The 16,307-nt window shown below is 61.6% G+C and carries 15 protein-coding genes and 1 riboswitch; of the genes, 10 read left to right on the forward strand and 5 right to left on the reverse strand.

Translation table 11 applies throughout. The features are described 5' to 3' along the window. The first annotated feature begins 10 nt into the window (after window positions 1–10). Window positions 11–931, forward strand: a complete 921-nt coding sequence (sucD, locus tag EKN07_RS00510; protein WP_126145400.1) for a succinate--CoA ligase subunit alpha — start codon at window positions 11–13, stop codon at window positions 929–931. Between the two features lie 98 nt (window positions 932–1,029). On the opposite strand, the gene EKN07_RS00515 is transcribed toward sucD, so the two are convergent. From EKN07_RS00515 to EKN07_RS00530, 4 genes are all read right to left on the reverse strand, one after another. Then, complete coding sequence (locus tag EKN07_RS00515; protein ID WP_126145401.1) at window positions 1,030–1,731, reverse strand: hypothetical protein; 702 nt, start codon at window positions 1,729–1,731, stop codon at window positions 1,030–1,032. A 40-nt stretch (window positions 1,732–1,771) separates the two neighbouring features. Then, window positions 1,772–2,128, reverse strand: coding sequence for a hypothetical protein (locus EKN07_RS00520; RefSeq protein ID WP_108715342.1), 357 nt, complete (start codon window positions 2,126–2,128; stop codon window positions 1,772–1,774). 111 nt (window positions 2,129–2,239) lie between these two features. Next, window positions 2,240–2,584, reverse strand: coding sequence for a hypothetical protein (locus tag EKN07_RS00525; protein WP_108715343.1), 345 nt, complete (start codon window positions 2,582–2,584; stop codon window positions 2,240–2,242). Then, the gene (locus EKN07_RS00530) at window positions 2,581–3,396 is read right to left on the reverse strand and encodes an ATP-binding cassette domain-containing protein (protein WP_108716644.1); all 816 of its coding nucleotides are present in this window, start codon (window positions 3,394–3,396) and stop codon (window positions 2,581–2,583) included. The genes EKN07_RS00525 and EKN07_RS00530 overlap by 4 nt, the downstream gene beginning before the upstream one ends. A gap of 241 nt (window positions 3,397–3,637) precedes the next feature. Between EKN07_RS00530 and EKN07_RS00535 the strand changes: the two genes are divergently transcribed. From EKN07_RS00535 to EKN07_RS00575, 9 genes are all read left to right on the forward strand, one after another. After that, window positions 3,638–4,300, forward strand: coding sequence for an ATP-binding protein (locus tag EKN07_RS00535; protein WP_126145402.1), 663 nt, complete (start codon window positions 3,638–3,640; stop codon window positions 4,298–4,300). A gap of 59 nt (window positions 4,301–4,359) precedes the next feature. Further along, window positions 4,360–5,040 (forward strand): response regulator transcription factor, encoded by a 681-nt coding sequence (locus EKN07_RS00540; RefSeq protein WP_205647363.1) that lies wholly within the window; start codon window positions 4,360–4,362, stop codon window positions 5,038–5,040. A gap of 144 nt (window positions 5,041–5,184) precedes the next feature. Beyond that, complete coding sequence (locus tag EKN07_RS00545) at window positions 5,185–6,474, forward strand: DUF6350 family protein (protein WP_108715345.1); 1,290 nt, start codon at window positions 5,185–5,187, stop codon at window positions 6,472–6,474. Window positions 6,475–6,553: 79 nt separating this feature from the next. Then, a complete protein-coding gene (gene purN / locus EKN07_RS00550) occupies window positions 6,554–7,186 on the forward strand; it encodes a phosphoribosylglycinamide formyltransferase (RefSeq protein ID WP_240611420.1) in 633 nt (210 codons plus the stop codon). A 126-nt stretch (window positions 7,187–7,312) separates the two neighbouring features. Beyond that, window positions 7,313–7,394, forward strand: a riboswitch (ZMP/ZTP riboswitch). Between the two features lie 18 nt (window positions 7,395–7,412). Then, on the forward strand, window positions 7,413–8,999 hold the full coding sequence (gene purH, locus EKN07_RS00555) for a bifunctional phosphoribosylaminoimidazolecarboxamide formyltransferase/IMP cyclohydrolase (protein WP_108715346.1): 1,587 nt from the start codon (window positions 7,413–7,415) through the stop codon (window positions 8,997–8,999). 396 nt (window positions 9,000–9,395) lie between these two features. Further along, entirely contained in the window at window positions 9,396–9,665 is a 270-nt protein-coding gene (locus EKN07_RS00560; RefSeq protein ID WP_126145403.1) for a DUF3017 domain-containing protein, read from the forward strand. Between the two features lie 98 nt (window positions 9,666–9,763). Then, window positions 9,764–11,056: a hemolysin family protein gene (locus tag EKN07_RS00565; RefSeq protein WP_126145404.1), complete on the forward strand. Its 1,293-nt coding sequence runs from the start codon at window positions 9,764–9,766 to the stop codon at window positions 11,054–11,056. Window positions 11,057–11,200: 144 nt separating this feature from the next. Beyond that, entirely contained in the window at window positions 11,201–12,424 is a 1,224-nt protein-coding gene (locus EKN07_RS00570) for an NADP-dependent isocitrate dehydrogenase (RefSeq protein WP_126145405.1), read from the forward strand. Window positions 12,425–12,494: 70 nt separating this feature from the next. Continuing rightward, entirely contained in the window at window positions 12,495–13,748 is a 1,254-nt protein-coding gene (locus EKN07_RS00575; RefSeq protein WP_126145406.1) for a dicarboxylate/amino acid:cation symporter, read from the forward strand. Between the two features lie 191 nt (window positions 13,749–13,939). On the opposite strand, the gene EKN07_RS00580 is transcribed toward EKN07_RS00575, so the two are convergent. Next, on the reverse strand, window positions 13,940–16,201 hold the full coding sequence (locus tag EKN07_RS00580; RefSeq protein WP_108715351.1) for a 6-phosphofructokinase: 2,262 nt from the start codon (window positions 16,199–16,201) through the stop codon (window positions 13,940–13,942). Window positions 16,202–16,307: the final 106 nt, after the last annotated feature.

Below are 16,307 nucleotides of genomic sequence, written 5' to 3' on the forward strand. Positions count from 1 at the left end.
GGGGCATCAGATGGCAATACTTCTCAACGCAAATTCGAAGGTTATCGTGCAGGGGATGACCGGCTCGCAAGGAATGCAGCACACTCGCCGTATGCTGGCATCTGGAACACGGATTGTCGGCGGGGTGAATCCACGCAAGGCAGGTAAAACGGTGGACTTCGAGGTGCGACCGTGTTCGGGAGCACCCAGTCATGTATATCCCGGGAGTATGACCGTACCCGTATACGGCACCGTGGGTGAAGCGCGGGCAATAACCGAGGCGGATGTGTCCGTCGTCTTCGTTCCTCCGCCTGCAACCAAGAGGGCCGTTATGGAAGCGGTTGCGGCCGGTATTCGACTCGTCGTGGTTATAACCGACGGCGTTCCTGTAGCGGACAGTGTCGAGTTCATCGCCTACGCGCGAGCGTGCGGCACGACTGTTATTGGCCCGAACTGCCCGGGCATTATCACTCCTGGTTCCAGCAATGCCGGGATAATCCCGGCCGATATCACGAGAGCCGGTCCCGTCGGCCTTGTCTCCAGGTCGGGAACACTGACCTATCAGATGATGGATGAACTCTCCGATCTCGGGTTCTCCACGTGTATCGGCATTGGCGGAGACCCGGTGATAGGGACGACGTTCATCAATACGCTGGCTGCATTCGAGGAGGATCCGGCGACGAAACTCATCCTCATGATCGGCGAGATCGGCGGCGACGCCGAGGAGCAGGCGGCGTCGTTCATCAAAGAGCACGTCACCAAGCCCGTTGTTGCCTATGTTGCCGGCGTCACCGCTCCCGAGGGCAAAACGATGGGGCATGCCGGCGCCATTGTGTCTGGTAAGACGGGTACAGCTGAGAGCAAGAAGCGCGCATTGGAGGCCGCGGGCGCTCACGTGGGACAGACCCCAAGCGAGGCGGCGCGTGTGGTGCGGGAGCTTCTTCACTCCTGACGGGCCTTATGCCGTGAACCTCGCGCGTTGTCCCGTATGGGAGCGCGGTTTTCGGTCCCGAGTGGTATTGCCTGATGTGTGCGGTAGCGGCGGAGCCACTAGCGGAGCGGCCCGTTGAGAAGTCGAGCGATCCCCAGCACCCACGCGGTGGCCACCCACGCCAGTAGTGCCGCAGCGGCGGCGAGCGGGTGGGGCCCACTGCTCGCCGTCCGCAAGGCGAGATCAACAAGGTGCTGACCCAGTTCGCTTGGCAGCCACTCGCTTCCTGGTAAGGAGCGCAGTACAAGTGGCAAAACGAGCAGGCCCACGAGGCAGATCGCGAGCGCGGCGACGACGTCGCGCACAAAGAAGGCGACACCCGCGCAGAACATAGCCATCGTCGTCAGGAATACAGCACACGCTAAGCCGGTACGCCACAGTGCGAGCTCTCCGGGGGTCAAGGCAAGAACCCCGGCGAAACTGGCGAGGAGCGCAGTAGCGAGGAAGCCTCCGCTGAAAACTGCCATCTTCGTGGCTATGAAGGGAGTACGGCGTGGCACGGCAAGAAGGCTGCGCTCAACCTGGTGCCCGGCAAACTCGCTAGTCGCGGCTAGCACAGCGAGAACGATTATGCCGATAAGCGCGTACGCGGTGGCGGAGTGTAGAACTTGGGCATCGCTCACGCCGGAGTTAGTGCCATCCAATGCTTTGGCGACTATGCTTTCGAGGGCAACTGTGGCAAGCGCGGCCAACCACAGCGAGGGCAGGGTGGATACTTTCACCGCTTCCGCCTGCAAGGAGCGGCGCAAAGACCCGGTCACAGGCGTTTTCCGGGCGTCGTCGTGGGGCTCAATCGACCGCTCACGCGTCTCTCCTTCCGAAGCAGATCAAGGCGGAGACCAGGGAAACCGCCGCCCATACTCCTATGGCCGTCCAGGCGGTGGCAGGATCGAGGGGGTGCAGATCTGCTATGGGCAGGCCATTATCGAGATCTCGAAACTGTTCGCCGGAAAACACAATCGAACGTGCCAGAAGATCCGGGAGGAAACGGACGGCGTCGGTCAGATTTGCCAGGAGGAGGCTCAAAGAGACGAGGGAGCTGTTGACTAGTAGCAGCGCAAGTGGAATAACGCCACTGCGTAGTAGCACCGTGAGTGTGAAGGCGATCAACGCCAGCACGGCCCAATAAGCAAGAACTCCAAGTATGCGAGTAGACATGGCGTCTACTTCCTCGGCGTAGGGTCCGAGCAGGTGCCGTGACAACGCGAGAACTGCAGGTATCACCACAGCTGCCAGCGCGGCGAGCCACGCGGCCAGAACGGTGATTTTTCAGGTCAGTAGAAGGTAGCGGCGGGGGATTGCCACCATGGTGGTGGAGATCTGGCGAGTGTGTCCGAGCGTCTGCGCGGTGCGCGTGTATTCACTGGACATAATGACGACGCCGGCAATAATCGGGCCGATTGCGCCAATGAACAGCTCGGTGAGGCCCAGATCGGCCGTCGATGTGGATACCAAATTGTCAACGTTCTCCGTCTCCAAGGCGCGGCGGACGGTATTAGCATTCACCCATGTCAGAAGCGCGGGTACCGCGACGGTCAGCGCCGTCGCCACCCAGGCCGCGGGCAGTGTCAGCAACTTGCGGGCCTCGGCATGCAGTGTTCGTACAATCGTCATTGCGCACCGCCGGTGAGAGTGAAGAAAGCCTCTTCGAGGTTGCGGTAACCGGCCGTAACCTCGGCGAGAGGACCTGCGGCAACGATTTGTCCGGCAGAGATGACGACGACGTCGTCGGCGATCTCGGCGAGTTCGCCCATGAGGTGACTGGAAAGCAACACAGTGCCACCGGCGTCGGCTCGCCGTCGCAGAAGGTTGCGTATCCAGCGAATGCCTTCCGGGTCAAGGCCGTTAACCGGCTCGTCGAGGATGAGAATGTCCGGATCACCTATGAGAGCTGAGGCAATCCCCAAGCGTTGGCCCATGCCGAGCGAGAACTCCCGGGTTCGCTGCCGGGCCGCTCCGGTCAGTCCGGTTTCCTCTAGGCACTCGGCGATGCGGGAGCGGGGAATTCCACCGGCGGCTGCAATCCAGGCGAGATGACCACGTGCCGTTCGTGACGGATGTGCTCCGCTACCGTCCAACATCGCGCCCACCGTATGTGCCGGTGCGTGCAGCTGGCGATACGGCCTTCCCAGAATAGTTGCCTGGCCTCGATCTGCGCGTTCGAGCCCGAGCAAGATACGCAGCGTTGTTGACTTGCCGGCGCCGTTAGGACCCACGAAGCCCGTCACCCGGCCAGGCTGGGCGGAAAAACTGATATCGCGTAGCACGGAGCGGCGGCCAAATGTTTTGCTGAGGTGGCTGATTGCGATTGTGGCGGAGCGTGGCTCTTCCGCGCGCGTATCTGCGGTTTCTAGCGTATCTGGGCGCGAGTTTGCTGTATCTGGGCGCGCATCGGCGCTGCCGCTTGGGCCATCTGTATTGCTCATGCGGTTATCTTCGCCGGGCGCGGACCCGCGCGACATCGGCCGCTGATCCGAAATTCCGGCTATCCATCAGCTCAGAGGTATCAGCCCTAGGGCTGATACACGCCCGCTGGCGTGGCGGGTAGGGTGCATGTATGACCCGTGGTCCATCTTCGCGCAGTATGCGTCGTCCTTCTTCGCGTAGCATGCTCGGTGCTGTTGTTGTGCTGGCGATCCGGCCGCGCTCGTCACGGCACTGGCCGACGTGGAGGCGGCTAGTCGGGCGACGACGCTGGAAATGCGGCGCATGGTGCATGTATTGCGCGGGGATGAGACACCGCTCGCACCGCTTCCCGGCATCGAACGCATCAGCGAGCTCGTCTCCGGCGCCCGCCAGGCTGGACTGCGCGTGACCTTCAGCGGTGAAGGCGTTCATGCGCATTCGGACGGCGTTTCCGTGGCGGTGTATCGGATTGTGCAGGAAGCCCTCGGCAATGTCGCGCGGCATGTTGGCCCAGCTTCGGTGGATGTGCGACTGCGGCAGGAGGAAGGATTCATTACCGTTACAGTGCACGACGACGGCGGCCAGCGGTCGACTGCTCACCGCGAGGCAAGGGAGTCCGTCGGCGAAGAGGACGTGCGGCGCGGTGCGGTATGCGAGGAGCATGAGGAGTGTGGTGCTGTCAGCCGGGACTTCCGGTTCGCACAACGTTCCACAAGGGACGAGGCACTACGCGGTGGTCACGGTGCAAGACGTGACGATAGCCCCTGGCGTGCTGAGGGCGAGCCACTGCCCGGTGGCCACGGGCTTCGCGGCCTCGCTGAGCGGGTGGAGGCACTGGGTGGTGACTTCCTGACCCAGCGGGAGCAGAGTGGACTTACGGTGTGGGCGCGTATTCCCGATCCGGTGGCGATGGAGGCCTCGTGATGAGTGAGCCTGCGAGAAGCAGACCCGTGATAGACAGACCTGTGAGGAGCGAACCCGTGATGAGTGAGACTGTGACAAGCAAAGGTGTAATGCCGGTGGAAATATCAGTGGTGATTGCCGAGGACCAGGAACTTCTGCGAGCTTCGCTTGTGACCCTTCTGAACGCTGATTCACATATTCGAGTGGTGGGCGAGGCTGCAGATGGCGTGGAGGCAGCGGATATCGTCACTCGGCACGCGCCGGATATTGTGCTTATGGATATCCGCATGCCACGTCTGGACGGCATAGCAGCTACAGCGGCGATTGCGCAGGATCCTAGTCTGCGGGAGACCCGAGTCATTATCCTGACTATGTTCGAGTTGGAGGACTACGTCTATCAGGCGTTGCGGGCGGGAGCGGCCGGGTTCCTTTTGAAGGACACAACACCCACAGCTGTTGTGCAGGCAGTGCGTACCGTACACGACGGACAGCGACTCCTCTCCCCGTCCGCGTTGCATCTGCTAATCGAAAGATTCGTACCGGAAGCCGTGGGTACGGCTAAGCTCGCCGCGTTGACCCCGCGGCAGACCGAGGTGCTTCGGCTTGTGGCGCGCGGTCTTTCGAACCAGGAGATCGAGGAGACTCTGCATATCAGCCATGCCACGATGAAAACCCATATGAGTGCCCTGCTTGAACGCCTGGGAGCGCGTGACCGGGCGCAGTTGGTGATCATGGCATACGAAGGTGGACTCGTCGGATAGTCAGTCATGGCAGTCGGGTATGGCACGCAGCGCTCTGCGATACAGCGGCGCTGAGTCGCCGCTGGCTGATCGCGGGTAGGACGGTGAGAGACACACCGCGTGTCTAGCGTGCGATAGCTCCCTGAAGAGGGAACGATAGTGACGATGAGTACCGAAACACGCCAGCATTACCTCGCCGCAGCTCTTGCGGCCCTGCAGCCGCTTGTGCTCAGTTGGGTGGGTGTTGTTGCGCTGGCGATTCTCGTGTACACGGTCTCCGCCTCCTCACCGCTTTTGGGTGAGACGCAGTGGCAGGACGCAGCCCGCTTGGGATCGTCGCTTTGGCTCATGAGCCTAGGCGCGCCAATGGATGTAGCCGGCACGCATATCAGCCTTTTCCCGCTTGGATTAACGCTTCTCATCGTGTGGCTATGTTTCCGTTTCGCTCGTTCTGCCGGTGTTTTCGGGTGGGGAGAAGCCGCAACCTGTGCGGCCAGCGGAGCGATTGTTGCCGCAGTGCTTGGCGCCACCGCACGTGACTCCCATCTATGGATCGGTGCGCTCGGCGCTGCTGTGGTGACCGGTGCGGCAGCGCTGGTGACTTGGTGGCGGCAGTCTCCGCCTGCCGGCTGGGGGTGGGAGTTGGTACGCCGAGCCTGGCGGCTGGCCTGGCCGGTACTGGCATTGCTCTCGGCGGCATCACTTATTCTCGCCGTGGTGGCACTCGTCGCAGGATCCGCACGGATTGCGGACATCTACGGATACTACGCGCTCAGCCCGGTAGGGGTGGTATTTCTTACCCTGGCGCAACTGTTCTACCTTCCCACGATCTCCATCTGGTCACTCGCTTATGCATGCGGCGTTGGCTTCGCCGTAGGCAGCGGGGCGAGTTTTTCCAGCCTCGGAAGTGCATCGGAGCCATTGCCCGCAATTCCGCTGCTGGGCGCATTACCGACTCTGGACGTCCGGCTGCCGTGGCTTATCCCATGCCTGATTCTGATCGGCCTCGGGATAGGACTGTGGCGCGCCGGAAGCTGCGCGACCTGGCGCGACTTGGTCACCGACGGCGGGGTTGCCGTGGCAATCATCCTGTGTACTGTTGCCCTTGCCGGTGTGCTTGCCAGCGGAAGCATCGGACCGCAGCGCATGCAGGAGATGGGCGTGACTCCGCCGATGTTCGGCGCGATCATTGCACTGGAAGCCGGTGGGGGGCTGCTACTCGGGCTTACGATACGCAATGCGCAGCTTCGCCAGCACCTCTCCGATCTCCGGGCGAGCCGTGCGCAGGCCGCGGCACAGCGGAAGGAAGAGCGGCAAGCTGAGCAAGAGCGGCAAACCGAGGAAGAAGGCGCCTGGGCGGAGCAGATCGCAACCGGCCAGGATGAAGGTGGGGTGAGTAAAGGGGGAGCGGCGCAGGATGCGGCGCCACCGCTGCGAGCGGTCTCTCCGGGCTAAACGGAGTCTGTGCCGATGGCGCATCTGCGTTGCTTGGGCATCCGCGCGTGTCACTGCCCAAGCGCGGTAGGCTCATGCCGTGAGGACCGAAATCCGCCCAACAGCCCCCGCCCGAATCGTCGTCTTGGTCTCGGGAACGGGCTCCAATTTGGAAGCACTGTTACGCGCGTGTGAAAACGGCAGCTACGGCGCCCACGTCGTCGCCGTCGGCGCAGACCGGGAGAATATCCGCGGTCTAGAAATTGCACAAGAGGCCGGAATACCGACTTTCGTGCGCAGACTGCCGGACTACGCCACGCGCGACGACTGGAACATTGCTCTGCGAGACGACGTCGCCGCCTATACGCCCGACATCGTCGTACTAGCCGGATTCCTCAAACTCCTCAGCGCAGACTTCCTGGCGGCCTTTCCTGGGCGAGTCATCAATACCCACAACGCGCTCCTGCCTTCGTTCCCGGGTGTGCACGGTCCGGCCGACGCCCTCGATTACGGCGTCAAGATCACGGGCGCAACATTGTTCGTCGTCGATCCAGGTGTGGATACCGGCCCGATTCTGGCGCAGATCGCCTGCCCGGTGCGAGAGGACGACGACGCGGATTCGTTGCTGGAGCGGATCAAGGGTGTAGAGCGGACGCAACTGGTGGAAACCGTGGGAGCGATGGCCCGCCGCGGTTGGTGGATCGAGGGAAGGCACGCCGACGTTCTCACCTGAAGCAAGGGACGCCGGGCCGTGAGCGGCGAAGGCGGGCGGATCACCCAGCTTTGCACGGCGCCGCCGGGCTGGCGTGGTCTCAGGCGATGACCGCCGAGGCGAGCGCGCCGTGCCCCACGCTAGACTGATGCCGGTCGCGACTGGCGTTGAAGGTGGGTCACCACCGGGGAGTGACCCGCCGCACAAGCCGCGCGCCTGGGCATTCCAAAGATTGAAAGAGGCAGGAATGCGAACCCCCTTGACACGAGCACTTATTTCCGTTTACGAGAAGAACGGCATCGCTGAATTGGCCACGGCCCTTCACCGCAGTGGCTGTGAAATCGTCTCCACAGGCTCAACCGCCGATACCATCGCTGCCGCCGGGGTGCCGGTGACGGCAGTCGATCAGGTCACAGGATTCCCGGAGTGTTTTGACGGCCGCGTCAAAACACTGCACCCGCGCATCCACGGTGGAATTCTCGCCGATCCACGCCTCCCGGCGCATCGCGATCAGCTGGAAGAACTGGGACTAACACCTTTCGACCTCGTTGTGGTCAACCTGTACCCGTTCCAGGAGACCGTTGCTGCGGGAGCAGGTATTGACGAGTGTATCGAGAAAATCGACATCGGCGGCCCAGCGATGGTACGGGCGGCAGCAAAGAATCACGCCAACGTCGCCGTCGTCGTCAAGCCGTTACGCTATCCCGAGGTAGCGGCAGCAGCACAAGCCGGAGGCTTCACCGCTGAAGAACGCCGCCAGCTCGCATCTGAGGCCTTCGCCCACACCGCCGCCTATGATGCCGCCGTCGCCGAATGGATGAGCGAAACTCTGCTCGGGGGCGACCACCCCACTTTCGTCAGCGGAGCCTGGCACGAAGCTCTACCGCTGCGATACGGCGAGAACCCGCATCAGAGAGCCGGTTGGTACGTGGCGGAAAGGGGCAGCTCCGGGCTCGCCGGTGCCACACAGCTCGGCGGCAAGGCGATGAGCTACAACAACTACCAGGATGCGGACGCAGCACTTCGCGCCGCTTACGACCATGACGAGGCATGCGTTGCCGTCATCAAACACACCAACCCCTGTGGAGTGGCCATCGGTCGCGATATCGCTGAGGCGCATCGCAAGGCGCATGCCTGCGATCCGGTCTCCGCATACGGCGGCGTGATTGCTGCCAACCGGGAGGTGACCGTGGAGATGGCGCAGCAAGTTAAGCCGATCTTCACGGAAGTCATCACCGCCCCCGGCTACACCCCGGAGGCGTTAGAACTGCTGCGTAGCAAGAAGAACCTGCGTATCTTGCGTGTGGATGGGCCAGCAAGCGAAAGATTCGATCTCAAGCCGATTTCTGGCGGGCTGCTGGTTCAAGAACGCGATGCTCTTGACGCACCCGGTGATGACCCGCGCAACTGGACTCTTGTGGCCGGGCAGGCCGCCGATGAGGCGGCACTGCGCGACCTGGAGTTCGCTTGGCGCGCCATCAGGGCAGTGAAGTCGAATGCCATCTTGCTGGCACGCGACGGGGCCACCGTGGGCGTGGGAATGGGCCAGGTCAATCGGGTCGATTCCTGCCGACTGGCCGTCGAGCGCGCTAACACGCTCGGGCGGGTCGATGGGGCGGCGGGGCAGGAGACCGTGCCCGAAAGGGCGCGCGGATCGGTTGCGGCATCGGATGCGTTCTTCCCGTTTGCTGACGGTCTGCGTATCCTAACGGAGGCCGGGGTGCGCGCCGTCGTGCAGCCGGGTGGATCCATTCGCGATGAGGAAGTCATTGCCGCCGCGCAGGAGGCGGGCGTGACGATGTATCTGACCGGGTGTCGGCACTTCCTGCACTGATATGCCCGGGCGCCGTGGTCCGGCCGGTTGGAACCGGGGTTGAGCGGGTGTGGGCTGGGCTTGCCGGTTGACCGGGTGCCTGTTGGGTCCGTGCATGAACTGGGCGTCGGTTGAACCTGCGGGTTGAGTGGGTTCGTTCCTCACCATGCCTGTGCGCCTCTGACTTCTCCGGGCTCTCGCCCAAGTTCCGTGTTTTTCGCGGAGGATTGTGGAAAACCCGGAGTAAGGAGCGGATGTCGGGGATGTTGCACGACGGCGCCCAGCAGGACTTCGTCCAACACCGTCCAATACCCTTGCGAGATCGGTCATGCCCCGATGAACCGTGTCGTTGGCGTATCAGCACTGCCGACACCCCCATACACGCGGTGTTAGCGCACAGGCGCTAAAGTAAAGAGCATGAGAGGCGAACGGGTTTCCCCCTTGGCATACATCTTGCTGGTGGTGTGGACCATTGGGATCTGCGTGACTGCCTTCGTGTGGACACCGCGCTTCGCCGTCACTGCCATGGCAGCCAGCTTCGTCGTCTTTGCCTTGCTGCGTGCCACCCTGCCGGGCGGGGTGCTTCCGCATGTACGCGGTCGCGTTTTCGATGTCACCATTTGCATGCTCACCGCCGGGATGCTGCTTTTTCTTTCTCAGTGGGCTAATACGCCGCAGGTGTTCTAACTCTGTCACGCCTTCTGCGCCGAGCGCATTTGAGCGCAAGGGTATGGAGGGGATAAAGCGTATTTGGGCGCAAGGGGTTTGGCAGGGACAATAGGCACGTGGACCCACTCCTGAAAAATGTCTTGTTCGTCCTGCTCTTCACATTGATTGGCGGGCTGTTCTCCGCCTCGGAAATGGCACTCGTCTCGCTGCGCCAGACCCAAATCGACGAGATGGCGAAGAAAGGTGCCGCGGGTGCCACCATTCAGCGACTCACCGCGGACTCGAACCGCTTCCTCTCTGCGGTGCAGGTCGGCGTCACCGTCGCCGGGTTCTTCTCAGCTTCCTTCGGTGCTTCACAAATCGCGCCGGAAGTCGCGCCCCTGTTTCAAAGGGCCGGGATGAGCAGCACGGGCGCGTCCACACTCTCCTTCGTTCTAATCACGATTGCTATCGCCTACCTCTCCATCGTCTTCGGGGAATTGACGCCGAAGCGTATTGCTCTGCAATCGGCTGAATCCATTGCGCTGGTCGCCGCCCGACCGCTTGCGGCCATCACCGCCTTGCTGCGCCCGGTTATCTGGTTCCTCGGTGCCTCCACCAATGTGGTGTTGCGCCTGCTCGGGCGCAATCCGAAAACCCAGAAGGAGGCAATGGGCGTGCGCGAACTACGCGCCTTCGTCGCCAGCCAAGAAACCATCGGCGAGGAAGAACGTGAAATGGTTGTTGACATGCTTTCCGTGGGGGACCGCACGGTGGAAGAAATCATGACGCCACGTACCGAGGTGGACTTCTTCTCCTCTGATATGCCGATTGAACAAGCGCAGCTTGAGGTTTCAAGCCTCGAGCATTCGCGCTATCCGGTACGCCAGGGAACATCCGACGACGACGTGCTCGGCTTTATCCACATCCGAGATCTCATCCACCCGGCGAGCCACGTCAAAACGGTTGGCGACCTCGTTCGTGAAATTCTCTTTTTCCCCACCGGAAAACCAGTGTTGGATGCCTTGACTGAGATGCGCGCCAAACACGCGCATCTCGCCGTTGTGGTCGACGAATACGGTGGAACTGACGGGATTATCACCCTGGAAGACGTGGTGGAGGAATTCGTTGGTGAGATCAACGACGAGTACGACAAAGAATCGCCCGTCGTCGTGCGCCGTGGTGATACGGAACTCATCGACGGACTGGCTGGCAGAGCGGAGGTATTGAAGGCGCTCGGACGCGAGTTGCCGGATGGGCCTTTCGACACTCTCGCCGGGTTTATCGTTGCCCAGCTCGGGCATATGCCGAAAGTTGGGGACCGGGTGACATGGAACGATCTTCAACTAACGGTGACACGCATGGAGGGACGACGCATTGCGCGGGTAAGCGTGACCGAGCGGGAGCCAGAGGAGGCGGAGGAGGACTGATCGACCGGCACTGCGGTGCCGGACGGTGCCGCAGTGCGGGAGAGACGGGCAACGGTCATGGCCGACGGGAGACGAAAAGGCGGCGACTCCCGGAATCAAGTAGTCTTCTTGGTGGCGAGAACTATTCAGAAGGGAAAGAACGCAATGACAAAGATCAAAGTTGCAGGTCCCGTCGTTGAACTAGAAGGCGACGAGATGACGCGGGTCATCTGGCAGGATATCCGGGAGCGGCTTATCCTTCCTTACCTTGATGTCGATCTGCGCCGCTACGATCTTTCCATTCAGAACCGTGACGCCACCGACGACCAGGTGACCGTCGACGCCGCCCACGCCATTGCCGAGCATCATGTTGGCGTCAAATGCGCCACCATCACCCCGGACGAGGCGCGGGTGGAGGAGTTCGGGCTGAAGAAGATGTGGAAAAGCCCGAATGGCACGATCCGCAACATCCTCGGCGGAGTCGTGTTCCGCGAGCCCATTATCATGTCGAATGTGCCGCGCCTTGTGCCGCACTGGAAGAAGCCGATTGTCATCGGCCGCCATGCCCATGCCGACCAGTACAAGGCCGCAGACTTCAAGGTGCCCGGCGTCGGCACCGTAACCATCTCCTACGTTCCCGACAACGGTGGCGAGCCCATTGAGATGGAGGTGTGCCGAATGCCAGAAGGTGGCGGCATCGCCATGGGGATGTACAACTTTAATGAGTCCATCCGCGACTTCGCTCGCGCCTCCTTCAACTACGCGCTGCAGCGCAACTATCCCGTCTATCTCTCGACGAAGAACACCATACTCAAGGCGTACGACGGCGCCTTCAAGGACATCTTCGCCGAGGTGTTCGCCACCGAGTACAAGGAGCGTTTCGACGCCGTGGGCCTTACCTATGAGCATCGACTCATCGACGATATGGTGGCTTCAGCCTTGAAGTGGGAGGGCGGCTACCTGTGGGCATGTAAGAACTACGACGGCGACGTCGAATCCGATATCGTCGCACAGGGCTTCGGCTCGCTCGGGCTGATGACATCCGTTCTTATGACCCCGGACGGTCAGACGGTGGAAGCCGAAGCCGCGCATGGCACGGTGACCCGCCACTACCGCCTACACCAGCAAGGGCAGCCGACCTCTACCAACCCGATCGCCTCGATCTACGCGTGGACAGGCGGACTGAAGCATCGCGGCGTTCTCGACGGCACACCGGAGGTCACCGGCTTCGCCACCACACTGGAAGACGTTATTGTACAAACCGTCGAAAGCGGCAAGATGACCAAGGATCTCGCGCTGCTTATCGGCGCCGAGCAGGAATGGCTCACTACCGAAGAGTTCATGGATGTGCTCGATACGAACCTACGCGCACGCATCAGTATCAACTGACGCATAGGTTTCGCCGCCTACAGTTTGCTCGTCGCGGTAATTCTCCGACGGCGCAGCAGAAAGGATATGTATGAATGCGCTCAAACGCGCCGGTATTCTCCCCTGGGTTTTAGGAGCAATTGTTCTGGGAGTCACCTTCGGACTTTTCCTGCCCCTGCCCGTGGCGCGAGTATTCTTCACCTTTAGCGATATCTTCGCGCAGTTTCTCAACTTTGCTATTCCACTGATTATTGTGGGCTTGGTGGTGCCGGCTATCGCCGACCTGGGTAAGGGAGCGGGCAAGTGGCTGACGGTGACAGCTGCGATCGCCTACGGCTCAACACTCTTCGCCGGTTTTCTCACCTACGCCGTGTGTGCCGCCGTGTACCCGAGTCTGCTCTCTACCGGCGGGCTAGCCGCCGTGGAGGACCCCTCAGATACCGCCTATTCCGGGTATTTCACAATCGAGATTCCACCGGCTTTCGGCGTGATGACTGCGCTGGTGATTGCCTTTGTACTGGGGATCGGCCTGTCTTTGGCACCACGTGGGGTGCTGCGTAAGGGATTCCTCGAGTTTCGCGTGATCGTCACCGGTCTGATCTCGAAGGTGATCGTGCCGCTTCTTCCGCTGCATATCTTCGGTATCTTCCTCAATCTGACGGAGGCCGGTGCAGTGGCGTCCATTATCCGCGTGCTGCTGCGCGTGGTGGTACTGGTTCTTTTGCTCGAGGTAGTTATCCTGTTGGCCCAGTTCTGCCTGGCAGGCGGTATCGCGAAGAAGAACCCTTTGAAGGCACTGGTGACGATGTTGCCGGCCTATTTCACGGCGTTGGGAACGTCGTCGTCGGCGGCGACAATTCCGGTGACCCTGCGTCAGACGCGGAAGAACGGAGTGTCACAACCGGTTGCGAATTTCACCGTGCCACTGTGCGCCACGATTCACCTGGCCGGATCGACGTCGAAGATCGCCGCCTTTGCCCTGGCAATTATTTCCGTCAATCACTTGCCGGTTAGTACGGGGCAGATGGTCGGGTTCATTTTCATGCTCGGTGTGACCATGATCGCCGCCCCTGGCGTGCCGGGTGGAGCCATTATGGCTGCCACCGGCATCCTGGCTTCTATGCTCGGATTCAATGATGCCAACGTGGGTCTGATGATTGCGACGTACGTGGCCCTTGATTCCTTCGGCACCGCCACCAACGTAACCGGGGACGGGGCAATAGCCTTGATTGTGGAGCGCTTGGCCGGGCCACGTATCGGTGAAGTGAATGAAAACGTGAAGGGTTTCGACGGGCACCGGACCTTCGACCCCGAGGCCTATTTGGATGAGGTCAGCAAGGCCTGAATCGTTCCGATAGTTGAGGTATCTGATATCTGGAGCGCTCCGATAGCCGCTGCGTCCGGACGCCGCACATGCCGTCGGTTGGGTTCGGGCTTAACACCTGTCCGGTCCGGACCCAACCGGTGGATGAGGGCTTACATCGCCTCAACGTCCGGGCTAACATCCGCCCAGCCCGGACTTCGCAAAAGAAGTCTTTAACCCTCGAAGATGTCCAGCGGTTGCAGCGGCTCGGTGTAGTTCTTGTCGGCCACTGTGTACAGAACCGAATATAGGTTCAGCCACCACGGGTCATAGGGGAGGCGAGTGGCCATATCGATCTGTTCATCCATATGCGAGAGAGGATAGGTCTGCACGGTCCCGTCCGCCATACCCACGTGAGCCCCGCGGTGGCGCCCGGTGTGCAATTGCCGCTCCAGCTCATCAATGGCGTAGGTTGTTAGGCGCACGGCGAGTGTCCGATCAAAAGGTGAGGGATTTCCGCCCTGCTGCATATGACCGAGGATGGCTGGCCGCACGTCGAACAGGCCATGCCCCTCTTCCTGGAAGACACGAGTGAGTAGATCGGTGGTGTAATACTCCGAGGCCTGCTCGCATCGGACCACCAGGTACAGCTCGCGGCCCGCCTTGAAGCTTTCGACCATGCGCTGCGTATCCGCGGAGAGTTGCGCCAACGTAATGCCACGCTCGTACAAATACACCTGCTCCGCCCCGGAGGAGATACCGCTCATAAGCGCGAGGAACCCGCACTTGCGCCCCATTGTTTCGGCGACGAAGCAGCGGCGGGAGGCACTTGCGGACTGCTTGATACGGTCGAGCACTTCCGTATTGTTATTCAGGGCCGTATCGGCGCCGATTGACAGCTCGGAGCCGGGCAGATTGTTATCAATGGAGGCTGGAACGCAGACGAAGGGAATGTTGAAGGCCGGGAAGCGGTCACGTTCGCGCAGCAGGCGCCAGATGGACTCGTAGCCGGCGAAGCCTCCGATCATTAAGATGGCGTCGATGCGATGCTCTTCGATGGCGCGACCGAGTGCGTAGTACTGTTCTACAGCGGGTCCGGTGCGCCGCGTTCCCAGCGCCGCGCCTCCCGCGCCCACCCAAGAATCGACATCGCCCCAGGTCAGTTCATGCACGTCGCCGTCGATCAGCCCGGGGAAGCCACCGTTAACACCCAGCATGGTGAAGCCACGGTCGACGCCCAGTCTCACCGCAGCTCGCGCCGCAGTATTCATACCGGGAGCGAGACCGCCGGCATGCATGATGGCAACGCGAGCGCCGCTCCCGGCTCCGTGCCGTGTTGGCACCGGGGAGGATATCGTCTCGAAGATATCAATCATTTGCCGGTAGCCGACGCCACGTGAGTCGACCGCCGCATCGTAATCGCCGTCCTTCAGGTAGCCCTTCACCGCGCGTGTATCGGCGACGGCTTGGTGTAGAGGTCGGCGTGTGATGCGGTTGCGGTTTGTTGCGATGATGCACGGCTCGGCCTCGTCGTCGGCGCGGACAGCTTCCAGAGCCGCTGTGTATCCCAGCAGGGTCGGCATCCACCGGTCATAGGCCGAGGGCGTGCCGCCGCGTTGCACGTGGCCGAGGGCGGTGATACGCGCCTCTTCGCCAAGCCCGTCCGCCAAGACGTCGCGCACCTGCGTGGCGGTAATGGGCAGACCGGCACGGTCCTGGGCGCCTTCGGCAACCACAATAATGGAGTCGCGGCGTCCCGCCGCCCGCCCGGTGCGCAGTTTCTCGCACAATTGCTCTTCCCATCCCGGCGCGGGAGGAAGTTCCGGGATGAAAACGTAGTCACACCCGCCGGCAATGGCGCTCATCAGTGCCAGATAACCGCAGCGCCTGCCCATCACCTCGATAATGAAGGTGCGCTGGTGTGATGCGGCGGTGGAGGAAATAGCGTCAATCGCGTCGACAATGCGATGTAATGCGGAGTCAGTTCCAACGGTCATATCCGATCCGACCAGATCGTTATCAATCGAACCGACGACGCCGACTAGGTGCAAGCGTGGATGTGCCGCTGCCACCTCGGGGGTAATCTCGCCGCGTTCCACGAGTTCAGCCAGCAATTCCGGCCAGAGGGAACGCAGTTCGGCCGCCCCGGTGAGCGTACCGTCTCCACCAATGGCAACGACGCGGTCTATGCCGAGTGCGGCGAGATTTCGGACCGCAGCTCGCATACCCTCGCGAGTACGGAACGCTTCGCTGCGAGCGGTACCAATACGCGTCCCGCCCTGGTTGAGAATGTTGGAGACATCAGACCAACCGGTTTCGCGGATGAGATCGCCGCCTTCGACGGCGCCTTTCCACCCTTCATAGATGGCATAGGGAACGGCACCGGCGTGGATAGTTGTGCGCACGACGGCGCGCACAACTGCATTCATCCCCGGTGCGTCACCGCCTGATGTCAGGACGGCAATTCTTTGGCGACTATCTGCATTCGAGCTCACACCTCTATTGTGCCCTCTTGCAGCAAGTCTGTGGTGGGAGTCAGGGCCTAATGCGCCTCTGGTGTGAGCCCCTCCAGTCTGCCTTTGTGAGCCCCTCCAGTCCGCC

It is taken from the genome of Actinobaculum sp. 352 (genome assembly GCF_003957265.1).
Taxonomy (GTDB): Bacteria; Actinomycetota; Actinomycetes; order Actinomycetales; family Actinomycetaceae; genus Asp313.

Coding starts and splice junctions, on each gene's coding strand:
- purH (WP_108715346.1), top strand. CDS start 7,413: ATGCGAACCCCCTTGACACGAGCACTTATTTCCGTTTACGAGAAGAAC.
- EKN07_RS00530 (WP_108716644.1), bottom strand. CDS start 3,396: ATGAGCAATACAGATGGCCCAAGCGGCAGCGCCGATGCGCGCCCAGAT.
- EKN07_RS00540 (WP_205647363.1), top strand. CDS start 4,360: ATGAGTGAGACTGTGACAAGCAAAGGTGTAATGCCGGTGGAAATATCA.
- EKN07_RS00545 (WP_108715345.1), top strand. CDS start 5,185: ATGAGTACCGAAACACGCCAGCATTACCTCGCCGCAGCTCTTGCGGCC.
- EKN07_RS00575 (WP_126145406.1), top strand. CDS start 12,495: ATGAATGCGCTCAAACGCGCCGGTATTCTCCCCTGGGTTTTAGGAGCA.
- EKN07_RS00520 (WP_108715342.1), bottom strand. CDS start 2,128: ATGTCTACTCGCATACTTGGAGTTCTTGCTTATTGGGCCGTGCTGGCG.
- EKN07_RS00525 (WP_108715343.1), bottom strand. CDS start 2,584: ATGACGATTGTACGAACACTGCATGCCGAGGCCCGCAAGTTGCTGACA.
- sucD (WP_126145400.1), top strand. CDS start 11: ATGGCAATACTTCTCAACGCAAATTCGAAGGTTATCGTGCAGGGGATG.
- EKN07_RS00560 (WP_126145403.1), top strand. CDS start 9,396: ATGAGAGGCGAACGGGTTTCCCCCTTGGCATACATCTTGCTGGTGGTG.
- EKN07_RS00570 (WP_126145405.1), top strand. CDS start 11,201: ATGACAAAGATCAAAGTTGCAGGTCCCGTCGTTGAACTAGAAGGCGAC.